Origin of the sequence: Acinetobacter sp. YH16032, from assembly GCF_013417345.1 — a bacterium.
GTDB lineage: Bacteria > Pseudomonadota > Gammaproteobacteria > Pseudomonadales > Moraxellaceae > Acinetobacter.
In genome coordinates, this window is sequence record NZ_VPEE01000024.1 from 17372 (window position 1) to 36482 (window position 19111).

The window sequence follows — 19111 nt, forward strand, 5'->3', positions numbered from 1 at the left end:
TCAAAATGGATTTTAATGACCTGCTCGACATGATGATTGCGCGCAAGGCTTCAGATTTATTTATCAGTGCAGATATTGAACCATCAATGAAAATTAATGGTGAAATTGTGCCTGTAGTTAAAACAAAGCTCACTGGTGAAATCATAGGTCAATTGATTCACTCGATTATGAGTGAAAGACAACGAATCGAATTTGCTGCAACACACGAATGTAATTTTGCTATTGCCAATCGCGATAAAACTGCACGTTTTCGTGTGAGTGCTTTTCAGCAACGTGATCAACCTGGCATGGTCTTACGTCGGATTGAAACTGTCATTCCAAGTATTGAAGAGCTGAAACTACCGCCCGTACTTAAAGATCTGGCAATGACTAAGCGCGGGATCATCTTATTTGTAGGTGCTACTGGTACAGGTAAATCAACTTCGCTTGCAGCAATGATCGGTCATCGTAATCAAAATTCTAAAGGTCATATCATTACCATTGAAGACCCAATCGAATTTATTCATCAACATCAAGGCTGTATCATTACTCAACGTGAAGTTGGCATTGATACAGACTCCTTTGAAATTGCACTGAAAAACACACTCCGTCAGGCACCTGATGTTATTCTTATTGGTGAGATCCGCTCTCGTGAAACCATGAACTATGCGATTAGTTTTGCTGAAACAGGTCATTTAGTATTTGCGACTTTACATGCAAATAATGCCAACCAAGCCTTAGATCGTATTATTCATTTCTTTGAGACGGATCGTCACAGCCAACTGTTTATGGACCTCTCACTTAATTTGAAGGCGATCATTGCACAACAGTTAATTGCGACTCCTGATAAAAAATCACGTCATCCTGCAATCGAAATCTTAATCAATTCTCCACTGATTTCAGACTTAGTGCGTAAAGGCGAAGTTCATGAAATTAAGGAAGTCATGAAGCGTTCCCGTGAAATTGGAATGCAGACGTTTGATCAAGCGCTATTTGACTTATATAAAGCTGAGAAAATCACTTATGACGAAGCATTACGTCATGCTGACTCTGCCAACGATTTACGCTTACAAATCAAACTCTCTGAAGAAGATCCAAACTATCTGTTGAATTCTGGCCCCCGCCTCACTTTTGATGGTCAAGATGATTAATCAATAGTGAATAAAAAAGGAGCAATCATTGCTCCTTCTTTAATGCAATCAAGATTTATTTTTTACGGTATGCTTCTTGGCATTCAGGCGCATCGCAATAACCATATAAATTCAAAGAGTGACCTGTTAAAACAAAACCAAGTTGTTCAGCAACGTTATGTTGTTCTTGTTCAATCAAATCATTGTGGAATTCAACAACTTTGTTGCAGTTCTGGCAGACCATATGATCGTGGTGATCATCTTGCATGATTTCGAATACAGAGTGATTATTCTCGAAATGATGACGTTGGATAATACCAGCAGCTTCAAACTGAGTTAACACACGATATACAGTTGCTAGACCGACATCTTCGCCCTGCTCAAGTAAGGTCTTATAGATATCTTCCGCGCTCAAATGATGCTGTCTTGAATTTTCTAATAATTCCAAAATCTTGATTCGTGGAAGGGTAACTTTAAGTCCAGCTTTGCGTAAATCTTGATTTGAAATAGGCATATAAAAAGGTCTCTCAACAAATTTTAAGTTGGAATATGCAACAGAGTTGAGATGCAGTATGATCTATCCTTGGATCAATTGCATCATAATTAATTTGGGATAGTGTAGCAAAATGCAAAAAATCATGCTGACGTTATTCGTCGCTTCTTTACTGGGTGGTTGTTCTGTCTTTGGTGTATACAAAGTTGATATTCCTCAAGGAACACCATTAACCCAAGCGCAAGCTTCAAAAATTCAAGTCGGGATGACTTACCAACAAGTTCGTTTTTTACTTGGTAGCCCAACCATTTCAGATCCTTTGAATCCTTTACGTTGGGATTACATCTACAATTATACCCCAGGTACATATGCTAAAAAAGCAAATATTCCTGCAACTCAAGGTCAGCATCTAAAAGTATATTTCGATGGTTCTGGCGTCGTGAATAAAATCGAAGGTTTAGAAACTATCCCAGAAACTCAACCTGGTTTACCAGGTTCGAAAGATGCGATTTTGAACGCGCCACCACTATAAAGAATTAGACATAAAAGAAAACCCCTCAAAGAGGGGTTTTTCATATCATTTCAATTGTTTAAAGCGATTGCCACGACAATAGCGCCCAACTGGATTCGCTGCCGCTCGCTTACGGCGAATATCTTTTGGATTAATCGTTAATGCCCGATAGATTTCCACCCGATCACCTGCTTGCAGAACATGCGATTGATCTTGTACTTTCATCCCAAAAATTCCAACAGCATACTCATCTGGCAACTGCGTACACGACGCAATACCACTTTGTGTAATAGCATCCGCAACAGACATGCCTTCCACAAATTCAAGTTCAATGTGAAACTGCTGGTCTACAGCAGCATAAGCAACCCAAACTTTTGCATTTTGGATCATGGTAACAATTGACCTAAGTAAGAAATCATAGCAACCACAATTGCTAAAGGTGTCACAATACGCACAGCCACACGCCAGATATTATAAAAAGCTTCATTACTAAAATTCAGCGCTTTACGTAAATGACTAATTTTCATGATCCAACCCACGAAAATTGCATAGATTAAACAAATGCTTAATCCCCAAAGCATTAAAATCGGAGTTAAAAATAGATCGGCTGCAGGGAATACCCAAATTAAAAGTGGTGCAAGCAATAAAATATATTGCACCGCTTGAGCTAATCCACGATGTACGAGTTGTTCCTTGCCAAGTTGCAGGAGTAAAGCTACTGCAAATATTGTCGCGATTAAAACGATATATGCTGGAATTGCAGCACTAATTGCAAAATATCCAAATCCAGCCACAGCCACCAGTTGCGCTAGCCAAATCGGTAAAGTTTTTGGCGTTGCAGCATCTTGTTTCTCTTGATTGAGATTTGTCTGCCAATATAATCCAAGCCCGAGACCAGAAGCCACTAAAGCGAGAATAGTTGCATTGCCCCACTCTTTAAACTCAACAGGAGTCAGCTGCCAATCATTGACTTGGACACCAAAAACTTGAGCCGCGATTAAACTTGCAATCGTTGCAATCGCAGTAAGTACAACCAATACAGAACGTTGAAGAAATGATAAACCAAATGCAATGAATGCTACGATACCCATCAAAATATTTGAACCAATACCAAAATCATTTTGTTGTGCTACAGCATTAGAAGTATTAAGTAATATACCGCCTGCTAAGAATGGAATAAAAATAACAGCAAGCCAGCCCACTACTCTCCAACGTTGGTTTGCATCGGCTTCACGGGTCAATTTTGATAATGCGTTCAGCGCTGAAGTTTGAGCTCGTTTCGCCAATCCAATTTCTAAATAAATAATTGGCAACGCTAAAAACAACATCGTTGCAAACCAAAGTAACCAAAAATCGAGTTGTCGATCAATTTGCAAGCCTAAGCTTGGTGCTAGACCCACAATAATGATAAATGACAAACAAAATGCCATCAGCGGCGATAACCATCGTGACATAGCGGTGTCCTGCATGAGGTATTCCATTAAAAAGTTTTACGCTATTTTGCCTAGCTCAATCATTAAAATCAAAGTCTAGCGTAAAAAAAATAAGTGTAGATCTTAGCCACTTCAAATTAAATTTTTAATACTGATCCGCGCGAGTAACACGCTTCAAGCTTGGGTCACGAGCTTCTCTGACCAATCGCTCAACGTGAGTTATGGTACGTAGTGTTGGCTTACCATCCTGAAATAAAATCATTTCGCCGGGCGTATATGCAAACCAAGCTTCATTATCTGTTAATGGTTCTGTCGTGATCACAGCCACACGATCCTCAGGTGTCGTGACCTGACTAAAATCGACCTCAACATCAATATCAATTAATCGTGCAGGTTGAAATGGATATTCGCGAACAATCCAGTGTAATTTTGTGGTCGCATAACTATACAAAGCCTGTCCATTTGATAAACAAAAATTGAATGTCCCATGTTCTGCTATTGTTGGTGAAATTTCTTCTAAGGCATGAAATACATCTTGGACACTTGGCTCTACATAACTAAACTTTTGTACGAGATGTTCTAATAAATAGCAAAATGCAAGCTCACTATCTGTATTACCTACTGGTGTGAACTGTCCCGACAACCTTGGATGAAAATCATGCAAATCACCATTATGCGCGAAAATCCATTGTCTCCCCCACAATTCACGAATAAACGGATGAGAATTTTCTAAAGTAATTTTTCCCTGTGTTGCTTTACGAATATGGGCAATGACATTACGCGATTTAATCGGATAATTACGAACGAATTCTGCAATTGGAGACTCGACTGCAGATTGGTTATCAACAAATAAGCGACATGCCTTATCCTCAAAAAAAGCGATGCCAAAACCATCTGAGTGATCTGACGTTATTCCAGCGCGCTGAGAAAAACCACGAAAAGAAAACGTTATATCCGTAGGGGTGGCACAGTTCATTCCAAGTAGTTGGCACATAATCTTTCATTTTTCTTTAGTTATCAGTTTTATTGTGCATCAGCCTTATAGATGTTGCAAATATGAATATGGCAATTGAATATGTTTTATGCTGGATATATGGGACATAAAACGATTATTCTTATCAAACAAAAAAAGCCACCGAAGTGACTTTTTATTATGTGATTATGAATTAGTGCGCCGACTTAGAACGATTGGTAATCAATGTTCCAACACCGTGATCCGTAAAAATTTCCAACAAAGTCGCATGTGGAACACGACCATCCACAATATGCGCGCTCACTACACCACCTTTCACCGCATCAAGCGCACATCCCACTTTCGGAATCATACCGCCGTAGATCACACCTGTATCGATCAAGCGATCGACTTCTTGTGTTGTTAGTCCAGTGAGTAGGTTTTTATTCTCATCCAATACACCACTGATATTCGTAAGAAGAATTAACTTTTCTGCACCCAAAGCTTCAGCAACTTTACCAGCAACTAAATCTGCATTGATATTGTAAGTATTACCTTCCTCATCAACACCAAGTGGAGCAATCACTGGAATAAAATCACTTTGAGTGAACATTTCCAGAACGTCAGTTTTTACACCGACCACTTCACCCACTAGCCCAAGATCAATTTGTTGAACAGATCCATCCTCTTGGGTTTTTTCCATCAACAACTTTTGAGCACGAATTAAGTTACCGTCTTTACCCGTTAATCCAATTGCACGACCACCATGTTGATTGATCAAATTCACAATAGACTTATTTACACTTCCGCCCAACACCATTTCTACAACTTCCATAGTTGCAGGATCAGTTACACGCATTCCATCAATACGGTCTGATTCACGCCCAAGTTGTTTCAAAAATGAATCGACTTGAGGACCACCACCATGAACCACAATCGGATTAAGACCAACTGTTTTCAATAGCACGATATCACGGGCAAACGAACTTTCTAATGCAGGATCAGTCATTGCATTGCCGCCATATTTCACTACAAGTGTTTTACCTGTAAATCTTTGGATGTATGGCAAAGCTTCTGTCAAAATTTGAGCTTTGTCGATGCCAGTTTGTTGGTGTGGCATTCGCCTCTCCTTCATTCCTACATTAGTGTGCATTCAAAATACTTTGAGCAAGCACAGGATATTTTTCATTTAAAATTTTTACAAAATGCTGGCGAATTTCATAAAGTTTCGATGGGCTATCTGCATCAAACCGTACCGTGAAGTATTCACCAGTATTTGATGCTCGCATAATGCCAAATCCGTAGTCAAAATCAAGGCGAATACCATCGATTTTACTCATTTTAGCCCCAGTACTTTTACAATTCTGCTCTATCAAGGCTAGGACGTCTTGCGGATTTGCATCTTGCGTTTCAATATAGGTATCTTCAGTACCAAAGCGATCTGGGAATTGAGCGAGATATTCAGATAGCGTGATATTAAGTTGACTCAATGCCTCCATGACCCGTAATGCTGCATAGATACCATCATCGTAACCAAAACCACGACCATCATTGAAGACATAATGACCCGCATATTCTCCCCCAAAAATAGCTCGACCTTTGGATTGGGAAATATAACGGCGCATGAAACTGCTGCCAGTACGAATCATTTTTGCGATGCCTTGTAATTGTTCAATGGTTTTTGACACCATCGTTGAACATTTTACGTCATAAACAATTTCATGATGCGGATGCTGAGTTAAACACAATGATGCGAATAATGCTAACAAGCGATCAGCAGACACAATGTGAGCATTCTCATCCAAAATGACGGCACGATCACCATCACCATCAAGAGCAATCCCCAAATCCGCCTGATGCAACAAAATTTTTTCTTTTAGCTGCGTCAAATGCTTCGCTTGTGAAGGGTCTGGAGGATGATCAGGAAACTCTCCATTTTCACGACAACGTATTGAAATGACTTCACATCCCATTTTTTGTAGTACTAAATCAGCACAACGCCCAGCGGCACCATGCATACCATCTAATACAACCTTGAGTGGACGCTTTAATTGAATATCCTTGAGCAAAGCATGCTGATAAGCCAAGCAATACTCTGATTTAATCTGATGTGTCAGTTGAGGTGGCGTTGGAAAGTGATCATGTTGAAAATAGAAACCTTCTGCATACTCCCCAACATTTTGAATCATGTCTGGACAAGGTGGTTCGTATTCAATAATCCATTTAATCCCATTATCATGTTTAGGGTTATGACTCGCGGTCACCATGATGCCATTGCCATTTTTATGTCGAGCAGCAAAATACATTTGTGGGGTTGAACAACATCCAATGTTCTCGACATTCATCCCTTGGTTTTTGAAGACTGATTCAATAATCCAAGCAAAAGTAGGCCCAGTCAATCGAGCATCGTAACCTAGCACAATACTTTTCTGGCCACGTGATTGATACTGAGCAGCAAGCCCATGCGCAATCGCATAAATTGTTCTTGTATCCAATTGACTGACTTTTCCGCGAATATCATAAGCGCGGAAAATTTGTCTTGGAAAAATAAGTGGTTGGGTATTCATTCTTAATTAACACCGTTGACTGCTGAGTCAGAACAGCGTGATGAGAGTTGATCCAAATAAATTTTGAATATATTGAGTAATAAAAAATATCGTTATTCTTTATATAACGTGTACCAATTTCAATTTATATAATCTTTGTTAATATTTTGCAACATATAAATAAAAGCCTGATTTTACAGGCTTTTATCCAAAATACTATTGTTTTCCAGTGTGTCCGAATCCACCAGCTCCTCGCTCACTTGCCTTGAATTCGTCAACTAAATCAAATTCAGCTTGTAAAACAGGAACCAATACGTATTGAGCCAATCGCTCACCCGGCTCTAATGTAAATGCATTTTGACTGCGGTTCCAAACTGAAACCATTAATTCACCTTGATAATCTGAATCAATTAGACCGACGAGATTTCCTAATACAATCCCGTGTTTATGACCTAAGCCAGAACGAGGCAAAATCAAACCCGCATAACTTGGGTCTTCGATATAAATTGCCATACCTGTTTTAACTAAAACAGTCTGACCAGGCTCAATAGTGATCGCTTCATCTACACATGCACGTAAATCTAAACCTGCCGATCCTGTTGTTGCATAAGTAGGTAATGGCCATTCTTGACCAAGTCGTTGGTCGAGTACTTTCACTTGAACTTTCATATTCAATCCTGTTTTAAAATGTAATTAACGTTTGAGTAAAGCTTTCAGATTTTGCAGATAATGCTGTGCCTGTAATTTTGGATCGATATTTTCAGCCAATTTCTTTTTTCGACCTAGCCAATCGACTTCATCTTGTGGCAATTCATCCAAGAAGCGACTTGGTGTCATTTGTTTCATCTGACCGCCATTTTTACGCTGTTCTGCAAGCGTCAAAGTCAGACCTTGTTTGGCACGGGTAATACCAACGTACATCAGTCGACGTTCTTCTTCGATGGTATCAGCCACAATTGAATTCTTGTGCGGAAGCAACTCTTCCTCAAGCCCCATAATATAAACAAATGGGAATTCCAGGCCTTTAGAAGCATGCAAAGTCAGTAAGTTTACTTTATCGATATCTTCATCTTCTTGCTGTTGCTCCAACATATCCAGCAACACCATCTTACGAATGACACTTTCGATATTTTTTTCATCGACATCTTCAGCACGATTGATCAAACTTTGAATACTGCTATAAAGCACTTCAATATTGTCAATTTTAGTTTTTTCTTGTGCTGGCGTCGCTGCCGTTTCTTTGATGTAGTCGATATATCCTGCCTCAACCATCATTTGGCGGACTTTAGGCACAGGTTCATCATCATCTAACAGTTCACGCGTAAAACCTTCGATAAAATCAGCAAACTCAGCCAATTGAGATGTCGCCTTCTTCGGTAATACCATACTTAGGCGCTGATCATTCGCGGCACCTAGTAGAGAAAGATTATTCTCTTGCGCAAATAAACCTAGTTTTTCTAAAGTCACAGGTCCTATGGCGCGTTTAGGTGTGTTGATAATCCGTAAGAAAGCACTGTCATCTTCAGGATTAATAATGAGACGTAGATAGCTCATAATATCCTTGATTTCAGCACGACCAAAGAACGACTGACCACCAGAAAGTTTGTAAGGAATCTGCATCTGACGAAGTTGTGTTTCTAAAACACGTGCTTGGAAGTTTCCACGGTATAACACGGCGTAATCTTTCCAATTTTTGCCATTCATCAATTTATGAGTCAGCAAATCTTTAACAACACGTTCCGCTTCATCATCATCATTACGACAAGTAATAATACGGATCACCTCACCATGTCCTTTATCACTCCACAATTTTTTATCAAAAATATGTGGGTTATTCTCAATCACATGGTTTGCAGCTTTTAAAATACGACTGGTTGAACGATAGTTTTGCTCAAGCTTAATGACTTTTAAATTGGGGAAATCTTCCTTCAATAAGGCCATGTTTTCTGGCTTTGCCCCCCGCCAAGCATAAATTGATTGGTCATCATCCCCTACAGCCGTAAATTGCCCCATGACACCAACAAGCAGTTTGACCAAGATATATTGGGCGGTATTGGTATCTTGATATTCATCAACCAATAAATAACGTACACGGTTTTGCCATTTATCACGGACTTCAGCATTTTCTTGAAGAAGGCGTGTCGGCATTACGATTAAATCGTCAAAATCGACCGCATTATAGGCACGTAAATTACGCTCATAAAGTTGATAGAGATGCGCAAATTGAACATCTTCAGCCGTTTCACAAGTCGTATGTGCTTGCTCAGGCAAAATTAGATCGTTTTTCCAATCTGAGATCATCTTCATCGCTTTTGCGATCAGCTCTTTACTTTCTGCACCAGACAAATTATCTCGGTGCATTAAATCCATTAAAATACGCTTACAGTCATCAGCATCTAAAATGGAAAAGTTTGCTTTAAGTGGCGTATGTTTTAATTCTAGTCTTAATAAATTCAAACCAAAGGTGTGAAAGGTAGAAACAGATAAACCCTTTCCATCCTCTTTACCAAGCAATTTACCGACACGCTCTTTCATCTCTCGTGCAGCTTTGTTGGTAAAAGTCATCGCAGTAATACGATGTGCTGGTATACCGCATTTTTTGACTAAATATGCAATTTTCTGTGTGATTACAGAGGTCTTACCTGAGCCTGCCCCAGCAAGTACTAACAAGGGTCCTTGAGTGTATTTCATGGCTTCAAGTTGCTTGTCGTTCAAATGACTGGCTGATGACATATTCTTTCCTCTTTTCCTTCAGCGCTCGATTATAGTCATCTGCTTCGAATATGACTAACGTTAAATTTAATGAAGGTATATTTGAATAAATTTCAGACATAAAAAAACCACCCGAAGGTGGCTTTTTTAAGATCATGTATTATTGAACTGCGTAAACAGCAATCTCTACACGACGGTTTTGTTCTTTACCTGCTGCAGTTGTGTTATCAGCAATTGGGTTTGAAGAACCTAAACCTTGAGCATTAATACGTGCTGTAGAAACACCCTTAGATGCTAAATAGCTAGCAACAGATTGAGCACGTGCTTGTGACAATGGGATGTTAATCGCATCATTACCTGAACTATCAGTATAACCAGTTACAAGGATACCGCTCTTGTTGTCTTCAGTTAAAACTTGTGCAACACGGTTTAAAGTGTCATAGAAGTTTGGCTTGATATTTGATTTATTTGTATCAAACGTGATAGCACCTGGCATTACTAAGTTAATAGAGCCATCTGGATTACGGTTTACATCAATACCTGTACCAGCAGTTGCTTGGCGTAATTTTTTCTCTTTATTGTCGAGATATACGCCTGCAGCACCACCTAATACAGCACCAATCGCTGCTGCACGGTTATTTTGACGGCTAGTGTTCGCATTACCTTTAGAAACACCGTAACCAGCTGCTGCACCAATTAAAGCACCCAATGCAGTTTTGTCATACTCGACGCCACCAATATTGTTACCAGTTGTTTGACAACCAGAAAGTACCATTGCCCCAACCACTGCAGCTGAAATAGCTAATGCACGCATGGGATGACTCCTTTTATATGTTTTTGTATGTGATGAATAATGATTTGTTAGAAACAATTTAACCATTACTATTTTGTTAATAATAAACAGTTTATTAACAATATGTAATCTTTTGTAGCATCTTTCGTTAATGCTTCATCATATTTTATACATAGTTAAGAAAACGGGCTTTGTGATTTGAGCGACTCGATTTATAGTGTTTTAAAAATTTCAATCACATGCAATCACTTTTTAGGACTGTGCAATGGCAGCAGAGAAGCAGAAACAACCTATTTTAAAAAAAATTTCTAAGGGTTTAACCGTAGGTTCTGTGATCACAGGAAATACATTTTTTCGTGGCCCACCTATTCTTGCATTAGGTTTGACTAAACTCGTAAAAAAATCATCAAAAATCGATGAAACCAATATCAATATCGCCAATGGTTGGATTGGTACGAATAACTGGCTCATTGAAAAAGTTCTCCCTGAGCTTAAATGGCACATCACGATTGATGAAGATCTAGATCTCAATCTACAAGGTCGTTACATCATGACCTGTAATCACCAAAGCTGGGTGGATACAACTGTTACTCAATATTTTGGTCTTAAACGTATGCCGCTCACACGTTTTTTTACGAAATGGGAACTCATTTTTATTCCTTTTGTTGGGCAAGCATTCAAGATCCTTGGTTTTCCTATGATGAAGCGTCATACCAAAGCGCAAATCGAAAAAAATCCTGCGCTGAAATATCGTGATATGGAAGAAGCGCGTAAATCGTGTGAACAACTGCTCAGCCAACCTTTTACCTTATTAAATTATTTAGAAGGTACGCGCTATACGCCCGAAAAACATGCTCAACAAAAATCTCCGTATAAAAATTTACTCAAGCCTAAAGCGGGTGGTCTAGCACTTGCCCTAAATATTCTAGGAAGTGAAATTGATGCACTAGTCGATATGACCATTGTCTATCCAGATGGTGTGCCAGGTTATGGAGATTTTTGGTTAGGAGAAGTTTCTCAAATTGCCGTGAATTTAAGAAAAATTGAAATTCCTGCTTGGGTGCATGGCGGCAATTATGAGGATGATGCCGACTATCGCGCACGTTTCCAAAAATGGGTTGATGAGCTTTGGACAGAAAAAGATCAGTTAATTACACAGTTAAAACAACAGCTTCAAGCTGAATCTGTAAATTAAGCTGTCCTCAGAATGTATTGCATATGACAGAACGCATGACTAATTCTCGAAAAACTTTCCGTCCACAGCGTCATGACACGTTATTTTGGAAGATGTTCCTGATTTATGACATCTTTATGATGCTCATTATTTTAGTCAATTTGTTTTGTCTATGTGCCAATGCATTTTTAATGAGTAATTTTGGCTCATGGGTATTTGACACGGTTCAATTACCTCAAATTCTGGAGTTTTATAAATCCGAGCTTCACCCATGGGTCATGATTACCGAAAGTTGGTTTATCACATTTTTAATTGTTGAACTCGCTGTAAGATGGCTGATTGCAATCGTCAATAAACATCATCAGCGTTGGTTTTTCTTTCCCTTCATTCATTGGTATGAAATATTAGCCATTATCCCTTACCTTCGCTTTTTACGTTTAATTCGCGTCGGAGTGATTGCCTATAGACTGCATGAGCTAGGCTATAAAGTCATTCCTAATAAATGGTTCAGACGTCTTAATTTTTACTATAACGTGATCATGGAAGAGCTCTCTGATCGTGTGGTGATTACTGTCATTGATAGTGTAAAAAAAGAGTTAGACACTAGCTCAACCCATAAAAAAATCATTCATGATCTGGTGAATCACCATCGAGACATGTTTGCCACGACATTAGCGCAAGTCTTACAAGAATCTTTAGCAACCGAATTAAAACTTCAAAAAGATAATATCTCGCAAGGCGTTGGTCACATTGTCATTAAAGCAATTGAAGACACACCAGAGCTAACACAGCTCTTAAAGCTGATTCCATTGGTGGGTGGTCGTATAGAACAGCAAATCCACAACATTGGTCAACGATTAGGTGAAAATATTACCGACGGTTTAGTTGAACCTTTTATTTCTGGAGCCATTGATAAACCGAATGCGCATTATCAACTCATTGCTGAAAAAATTAGCCAACTCAATATCGATAATCATGCATTAGAACAACTCGTTGAATCTGTCGTTTATGAAAGTCTTGAGTCTTTAAGAAAACAGGTGGCAGTAAAACAATGGCAAATAGAGTTATCAAAAAACAATCAAGTCAAGGAATGATCATTTCTCTATTAATTTAATATATCCGCTAGAGAATTCTTGAGAATTGAACTAGCATTTGCACAATTAACAATTTTTACTTCGATTATAAAGCGCGAAGCAAGCAAGGAATGAATATGGCAGATATTCGGATTACCGGTAGAATGGTGAATTTTACCCGAATTACCTTTGACACCAATGATCATAATGTTATCCGCCAACAATTAAGTGCCATGATGAGTGAAACCTCTTATGAAGGTGCGCTTGTCATTCTAGACACAACCGTTGAACAAGAACTCATTGGACTCATTCAATTGGTCATCAGTTTAGGGTTACAGCCAATGGCTGTCGTTGATGGTTTAATGGGTGATGAAGCACGTGCGATCCAATTCCCAGTTCTTGCGGCTGATCGTCCTTTGCAGCGGATCAAAGCAACAAAAGAACAAGTGGTAGAAGCCCCAGCAAATACACCTGAAGCTGAGAAGGTTCCAACACACATAGCTCCAGCAACCACACATAAAACTTCGTATCACGATGAAGTGCTTAGAACAGGACAATGTCTGGTACAAGATCACGGCGATATTATTTTAACTGCTGGAATTAATAGTGGCTCTGAAATCATCGCTTCAGGAAATATACATATTTATGGCTCTGCTCGTGGTAGAGTCATCGCCGGCGCCGGTGGCAATACAGCAGCACGAATTTTCTGTCATGTTTTAGAAGCTGAATTAGTATCTATCGCAGGAACATATTGTGTTGCAGATGATATTCCACCACATATGCTAAAAAAGTCAGTACATATCTATTTAAATGATGCTCAAGAGCTTGTCTTTGAAGCACTCGAATTTTAATGTATAACTAAACATGAGAACCCCTATAGTATTGGGGATAAACATAACAGGAGTGGATTCGGTGGCGAAAATTGTTGTCGTAACATCAGGTAAAGGTGGCGTAGGTAAAACAACTACCAGTGCATCTTTTGCAACAGGTTTAGCCCTTCGTGGCCACAAAACTGTTGTAATCGATTTTGACGTAGGTTTACGTAACCTCGACCTTATCATGGGTTGTGAGCGTCGTGTTGTTTATGATTTTGTGAATGTATTAAATAACGAAGCGAGATTACAACAAGCACTTATTCGCGATAAAGAAATCGAAAATCTATATATTTTACCTGCATCACAAACCCGTGATAAAGATGCGTTGACCGATGAAGGTGTTGCACGTGTTATGGACGAACTTTCTCAAGAGTTCGACTACATCATTTGTGACTCTCCTGCAGGTATTGAACGTGGTGCGATTTTAGCAATGTACCATGCTGATGAAGCAATCATTGTAACGAACCCTGAAATTTCATCTGTCCGAGATTCCGATCGTATTATTGGTATGTTGGACAGTAAAACGAAGAAAGTAGAAAATAACGAAGGTCGTATTCGTAAGCATCTTTGTATCACACGCTTCAACCCTGAACGTGCTGACAAGCAAGAAATGTTAACAGTCGATGATATTTCTAAAGATATCCTTCGCGTGCCAACGCTCGGTGTAATTCCTGAATGTAAAAGCGTGTTACAAGCTTCGAATGAAGGTAAGCCTGTTATTCTTTATACTGAAGAAGCAGCTGGACAAGCTTATGACGATCTTGTTGCACGCTTCCTTGGTGAAGAACGTCCATATCGTCACATCTCTGTGAAGCCGAAAGGCTGGTTAGCACGTTTATTTGGAGCATAAAGATGGCAGGATTCTGGAGTAAACTTTTTAGTAGTGATGACAAACCATCAAGTGCACAAACAGCTAAAGATCGCTTAAAAGTTATCGTGGCATCTGAAAATGGTCTAGGTAAGCGTTTAAGCCAAGATAAAATTGATTTAATGAAAAAAGAAATCATGCAAGTTGTGAATCGTTATGTGCGTGGTGTAGATGAACAGCATATACAAATGTCGGTTCGCTCAGAAGCAAATATCGAAATGCTAGAAATGAATATCAATTTGCCTGAAGAACGTTAATCTGATTTTTGATTAGTCAAGCAAATTGAATCAGGGCAAAATATGAGAGTGGCAGAAATAGGCTATTAGCTATATTCCGCCCACTTGAAGCAGAGCTTCAAGTCTTGCGACTAGACAAAGCAGCGCTTTGCTCATCTAGTCTCATATTTTGCCCTTTTTTATTGATTAAAAATACCAAGGAGATTGTGATGGCATTATCACAGCCAGCCACGTTCAATGAAGAATGGTCAGACGAGCGTGTTTTTGCCTATTTAAATCAGTTACCTCCTGAAGGTGTAAGCGCTGATTTTCATGTTCTCTATCATGCTTTTAAACATATGCGTGCTAATGACTATGAGCGTTTACTCACTAAATTTATAGCAGATGGTCGTGATCTTAACGCTCAAAATCCTGAAGGCAAACGTATTCATGATGTGATCGCAGAATTCCCACGCCAAAGTGCAGAATTCCTTGCTGTTTTAGCAAAATTTGCCTAAAAAACAGATAAAAAAGCCTGCTCAAGCAGGCTTTTTTGATTTAAATCTATCTTATACCTGTTAAAAAATAGTTTCGTATTAAGGTTACTTTTACGTTTGGGTGAAACTTAGATTATTTCCATTGCCAACCCAATGCAATAGCACCACCAACATCACCTTGTGAACTTGCGGTTCCAGATGCTTTATAGACAAAGCGATTCGTTTCAGAAACCCCACTAAATCCAATGGCAATACCTTGCTCACCATCCCATGTACCAGCAGCTGCACTGAACATACTTGCACCAGCATAAGTTGGCTGGGGTAATGAAGCGACAGCCAAAGATGCTGCAATAGCTGCTCGAGTGTCACGTCGTTCATCGGCAAAACTCTGTTCTAAAGCATTTACACGTCGACTAGTATACTCATTGGCCTGATTCAATATTTCATTGGTTCGTATATTCGTATATTCCTGTGCATCGCTCAAAACTTGCTGATCTGCTTGACGCATTTGTTTTACATTGACTGCGTCGGTATCCGCTGTACCTGCTGCCACATTAACAATTTGGCGCTGTTGCGTAGAGGAACCCACTGAAACCGTATTGTCCCGATCGGTAGACGAAGCATTTCCTAAAAGAACAGCATTATTTGCGTCAGACGTTATATTATTCCCAAGAGCTACAGTACTATTTCCTGAAATATTGTTGAAATTACCAACTGAATGCGTATTTTCACCCGTAACCGTATTGTGATTTCCTAAAGCTGTTGCATGTTCACCAGCGACTTGTGATTCAGCCCCAATTACAATACTCTCACGACCCGATGCTACTGATGAACTTCCGATTGCAAGAGCATCTTCACCTGTTGCATTTGGTAATATTGCATTTTCACTAGGATTTGTTCCAACAGATATTGCGACAGTTCCACCACTAGCCAAAGACGTTAGCCACTGTTGTTCGGTGCCATTAAAGCCATTTTGTACAGCAATCTCAAAAGCACTAAATCCTTGATCACCTTTTAAGCCTTGAAGTCCTTGATCACCTTTATCGCCCTTGTCGCCTTTTAAGCCTTGAAGTCCTTGATCTCCCTTATCACCTTTCAATCCTTGAGGACCTTGGTCACCTTTATCTCCTTTGAGTGACGTCAGCCAATCTTGCTCTGTTCCTACAAATCCATTATTCACCGCCACTTGGTAAGCACTATCACCTTGTGGTCCTACACCGCCAACAGGTCCACCGCTTGTACCTGGTATACCTTGATCCCCTTTGTCACCTTTCAATCCTTGTGGACCTTGATCACCTTTATCTCCCTTATCGCCTTTTTCACCTTTTAATGATGTAAGCCAATCTGTTTCAGAGCCGTCAAATCCATTACTCACAGCAACCTCGTACGCACTTGGTCCAGCTGGTCCAGTGGTACCTGTACCTGTTTCACCACCAACACCATTATTTTCGAGTGCAGAGACACGGTCTTTTAACGCTGTAAATTCAATATCAATCCCTCTAATTGTTTGATTTACGTTTTGGTATGTAGAGCCTTGCATTTCAAATGAAAGGGGCATCACACTCCCCTGAAACATAGTCACCCCAGTACCCAGAATTCTTTGTAAACTGGCTGTCAATTGATCAACATTAATAGCATCATGAGTATCTAATCCCCATGCTAAGTTCATGATTCGGCGTTTTAATTGATCACTACCGACTGAAATAACATTCTCTCGATCTGCAACCGATGCACTACCTAAAGCAACAGAGTTGCTCGCATAAACCTGACTCAGCTCACCAATCGCGACTGACTCTCTTACGGATGTATAATTTGGTCCTGGTCGAATAATAATAGAACCACCGACAGCCACATTAGTGTGACCTTGCACATTACTGTTGGAGGCAAATATATGAGAACTCGTCGCACCAACCTCATTAAATCCACCAAAAATCATCGAGCCATTAGTGTTGACGTCGTGAATATTATTCATACCAACAACAACAGATTTTACAGACGAGTTTAAATTTGAAATACCTATAGAGATACCCCCTTCAGCAGTATTTGAACTACCGATCGCAATACTCCCTTCCCCCTTAACCACTTGATTATTACCAATGGCAATATTACTTGTATGATGCGTTGTGTTTTGATTTCCAATGACCACATTATTTTGCGTTGTCGTTACAGCGTTTGGTGTCACCGTATTATTCAAACCAAAAACAGTATGATTCATCCCAATATTGACGTTATTGCTTTGTCCCATAACCACACTGTTCGGTGCAACCACTGAGTTATTTTCACCACAGATGAAAGATGTAGTGTCTGAATTCGTCGCTGTGCCTGTTGAACCCTCACATTCATCAGCTTGCACATGACTCGTCATTGCGGTTAATGCCCCAATTAAAATCAGATAACCTGTCGTCATTCCAATATTTTTTAAAGATTGTGTAAAACGTGTACGTCCAAGTTCCCCTGTTACGACTAATTTTCCATTACGATTACGGATAACTCGGTATATATGGTTCATGTAATTCCCCTTAGTTTTTGACATGGTCATGTCACTTGCAGGTTTTCCATAGTTTGCAAGAAAGACCTTTTATAATGAGGAAAATCAAACCATAAAGCTGATAATCTAGAAGCCCCCCTTTAAGGGGGGATGAAAAAAATATTTTTGTGAAAAAATGATTAATATTTACTTTTTTATCTCAATTTTTTTAAAAAAATCTATAATTTGAATTTGTTATAATCAAAACAGTTCAATCGAAGATGAATTCAATAAGTTTTCGTAAAAGTGATCGAACAAGGCTCGGCACCCTCCATCGCCTGAGAAATCTTTGCTGTACTCAACTTCCGCTCCTTACCATTGCGCCCAGTATTTTTGACTATTTGAATTTTTTGATTCCACATGATGCCTACGGTATGGCACTGACCTATCCAAATGGTGAACCTTATATACTGTATTACAAAAATCTTAACCCTCAGTCGATGAGGTATGTCCAAGAAAATACTGAATTATTCTTAAACTTAAAAACCGAAAGCCATATCCGCTGGCTCAACTGCCCTATGTTACCCAAAGTCGGAAATCTTTTACGCCCAGATGATCCGTATTTTCATAGCTTAACCTACCAGATGATTGTGCGCCAAAGCGGTCTTCACCATACACTAGATCTAAGATTAGAACGCAATCATATTCCTGCAGGAGGTATTACCCTCTATAGGCGTATGTCACAACCCTTCCAATTACAAGATCATCGTTTATTAGAACAAGCTGGTGTCTATATCGAATATGCGCTTAACAATCAAATGGAGGATGGCGACGATGTAATTGAATCAGATCAAGCGTTGTTAATCGTGAATTCTCAAAATGATTTAGTCATGATGACTGATGCTGCAAAGGATTTACTGAATCTCTTCCCGATACATTATGAATTTTGGGAACCATATAAAGCGTTGCCAAAATCATGCTATCAAGTCATCAATGAGCTTAAATATGGGCAACAAATCCCCAAGCTTAGTTTGACCATTCCTAATGGAATATTAACCCTTCGTGCTGAATGGTTAAGTAGTCAAAATACAACCGATACAAATATCGCCTTATACTTAAAGCGCTCATTACCACGCTCCCTCATTATTTTAAAAAAACTAGAAGCACTTGATCTATCCCCCCGAGAATGCCAAGTGGCTTTTTCGTTAATTACAGGCATGAATAAAAGTGAAATTTTACAAAAATTATCCATTAGCCCTGCGGTATTTAAAGATTGTGTCAAGTCAGTTTATCAAAGCTTGAATGTTCACTCTGTGAGTGAACTGATCACATTTGCGAGCCAATGGACTACCCCCAAAAACAACACTTTTTTGAGTTAAATAAAAAAAAGCAA

Annotated in this window: 19 protein-coding genes; 9 read left to right on the plus strand and 10 right to left on the minus strand. The window is 39.3% G+C overall.

Translation table 11 applies throughout. The features are described from left to right. The first annotated feature begins 5 nt into the window (after positions 1-5). Positions 6-1130: a PilT/PilU family type 4a pilus ATPase gene (locus FTV32_RS11870; protein WP_180000250.1), complete on the plus strand. Its 1125-nt coding sequence runs from the start codon at positions 6-8 to the stop codon at positions 1128-1130. Between the two features lie 55 nt (positions 1131-1185). Here the strand turns inward: FTV32_RS11870 and fur are convergent, their stop codons facing one another. Further along, the gene (fur, locus tag FTV32_RS11875; RefSeq protein WP_035267453.1) at positions 1186-1623 is read right to left on the minus strand and encodes a ferric iron uptake transcriptional regulator; all 438 of its coding nucleotides are present in this window, start codon (positions 1621-1623) and stop codon (positions 1186-1188) included. A gap of 112 nt (positions 1624-1735) precedes the next feature. On the opposite strand from fur, the gene FTV32_RS11880 reads away from it, so the two are divergent. Further along, on the plus strand, positions 1736-2134 hold the full coding sequence (locus FTV32_RS11880; RefSeq protein ID WP_092768200.1) for an outer membrane protein assembly factor BamE: 399 nt from the start codon (positions 1736-1738) through the stop codon (positions 2132-2134). A gap of 45 nt (positions 2135-2179) precedes the next feature. Here the strand turns inward: FTV32_RS11880 and FTV32_RS11885 are convergent, their stop codons facing one another. From FTV32_RS11885 to FTV32_RS11920, 8 genes are all read right to left on the minus strand, one after another. Further along, the gene (locus FTV32_RS11885; protein WP_035267448.1) at positions 2180-2503 is read right to left on the minus strand and encodes an RnfH family protein; all 324 of its coding nucleotides are present in this window, start codon (positions 2501-2503) and stop codon (positions 2180-2182) included. After that, on the minus strand, positions 2500-3582 hold the full coding sequence (locus FTV32_RS11890) for a hypothetical protein (RefSeq protein WP_180028752.1): 1083 nt from the start codon (positions 3580-3582) through the stop codon (positions 2500-2502). The genes FTV32_RS11885 and FTV32_RS11890 overlap by 4 nt, the downstream gene beginning before the upstream one ends. A 109-nt stretch (positions 3583-3691) precedes the next feature. Continuing rightward, positions 3692-4540 carry a class II glutamine amidotransferase gene (locus FTV32_RS11895; RefSeq protein ID WP_180028753.1) on the minus strand — a complete coding sequence of 283 codons (849 nt, stop codon included), beginning with the start codon at positions 4538-4540 and terminating at the stop codon, positions 3692-3694. 172 nt (positions 4541-4712) lie between these two features. After that, a complete protein-coding gene (argB, locus tag FTV32_RS11900; RefSeq protein WP_035267425.1) occupies positions 4713-5618 on the minus strand; it encodes an acetylglutamate kinase in 906 nt (301 codons plus the stop codon). A gap of 22 nt (positions 5619-5640) precedes the next feature. Beyond that, complete coding sequence (locus FTV32_RS11905) at positions 5641-7065, minus strand: phosphomannomutase/phosphoglucomutase (RefSeq protein WP_180028754.1); 1425 nt, start codon at positions 7063-7065, stop codon at positions 5641-5643. Positions 7066-7260: 195 nt separating this feature from the next. Continuing rightward, entirely contained in the window at positions 7261-7713 is a 453-nt protein-coding gene (gene dut / locus FTV32_RS11910) for a dUTP diphosphatase (protein ID WP_035267418.1), read from the minus strand. A gap of 24 nt (positions 7714-7737) precedes the next feature. Continuing rightward, a complete protein-coding gene (locus tag FTV32_RS11915) occupies positions 7738-9777 on the minus strand; it encodes a UvrD-helicase domain-containing protein (RefSeq protein ID WP_035267404.1) in 2040 nt (679 codons plus the stop codon). Between the two features lie 139 nt (positions 9778-9916). Further along, positions 9917-10570, minus strand: a complete 654-nt coding sequence (locus tag FTV32_RS11920; RefSeq protein WP_092768184.1) for an OmpA family protein — start codon at positions 10568-10570, stop codon at positions 9917-9919. Between the two features lie 244 nt (positions 10571-10814). On the opposite strand from FTV32_RS11920, the gene FTV32_RS11925 reads away from it, so the two are divergent. The 6 genes from FTV32_RS11925 to FTV32_RS11950 all read left to right on the plus strand — a co-directional run bounded on the left by FTV32_RS11925 (position 10815) and on the right by FTV32_RS11950 (position 15272). Then, positions 10815-11744 (plus strand): acyltransferase, encoded by a 930-nt coding sequence (locus tag FTV32_RS11925; RefSeq protein WP_180028755.1) that lies wholly within the window; start codon positions 10815-10817, stop codon positions 11742-11744. A gap of 23 nt (positions 11745-11767) precedes the next feature. Then, positions 11768-12817 (plus strand): preprotein translocase subunit SecA, encoded by a 1050-nt coding sequence (locus FTV32_RS11930; RefSeq protein ID WP_180028756.1) that lies wholly within the window; start codon positions 11768-11770, stop codon positions 12815-12817. A gap of 116 nt (positions 12818-12933) precedes the next feature. Beyond that, entirely contained in the window at positions 12934-13647 is a 714-nt protein-coding gene (gene minC, locus FTV32_RS11935; RefSeq protein WP_092768178.1) for a septum site-determining protein MinC, read from the plus strand. Between the two features lie 61 nt (positions 13648-13708). After that, positions 13709-14521, plus strand: a complete 813-nt coding sequence (gene minD, locus FTV32_RS11940; protein ID WP_035267390.1) for a septum site-determining protein MinD — start codon at positions 13709-13711, stop codon at positions 14519-14521. Between the two features lie 2 nt (positions 14522-14523). Further along, positions 14524-14796: a cell division topological specificity factor MinE gene (gene minE, locus FTV32_RS11945; protein ID WP_035267388.1), complete on the plus strand. Its 273-nt coding sequence runs from the start codon at positions 14524-14526 to the stop codon at positions 14794-14796. A gap of 188 nt (positions 14797-14984) precedes the next feature. Then, on the plus strand, positions 14985-15272 hold the full coding sequence (locus FTV32_RS11950; protein WP_180028757.1) for a PA4642 family protein: 288 nt from the start codon (positions 14985-14987) through the stop codon (positions 15270-15272). A gap of 112 nt (positions 15273-15384) precedes the next feature. On the opposite strand, the gene FTV32_RS11955 is transcribed toward FTV32_RS11950, so the two are convergent. Next, a complete protein-coding gene (locus FTV32_RS11955; RefSeq protein ID WP_180028758.1) occupies positions 15385-17760 on the minus strand; it encodes a YadA-like family protein in 2376 nt (791 codons plus the stop codon). Between the two features lie 359 nt (positions 17761-18119). Between FTV32_RS11955 and FTV32_RS11960 the strand changes: the two genes are divergently transcribed. Continuing rightward, entirely contained in the window at positions 18120-19097 is a 978-nt protein-coding gene (locus tag FTV32_RS11960) for a LuxR C-terminal-related transcriptional regulator (protein WP_180028759.1), read from the plus strand. The last annotated feature ends 14 nt before the right edge of the window (positions 19098-19111 follow it).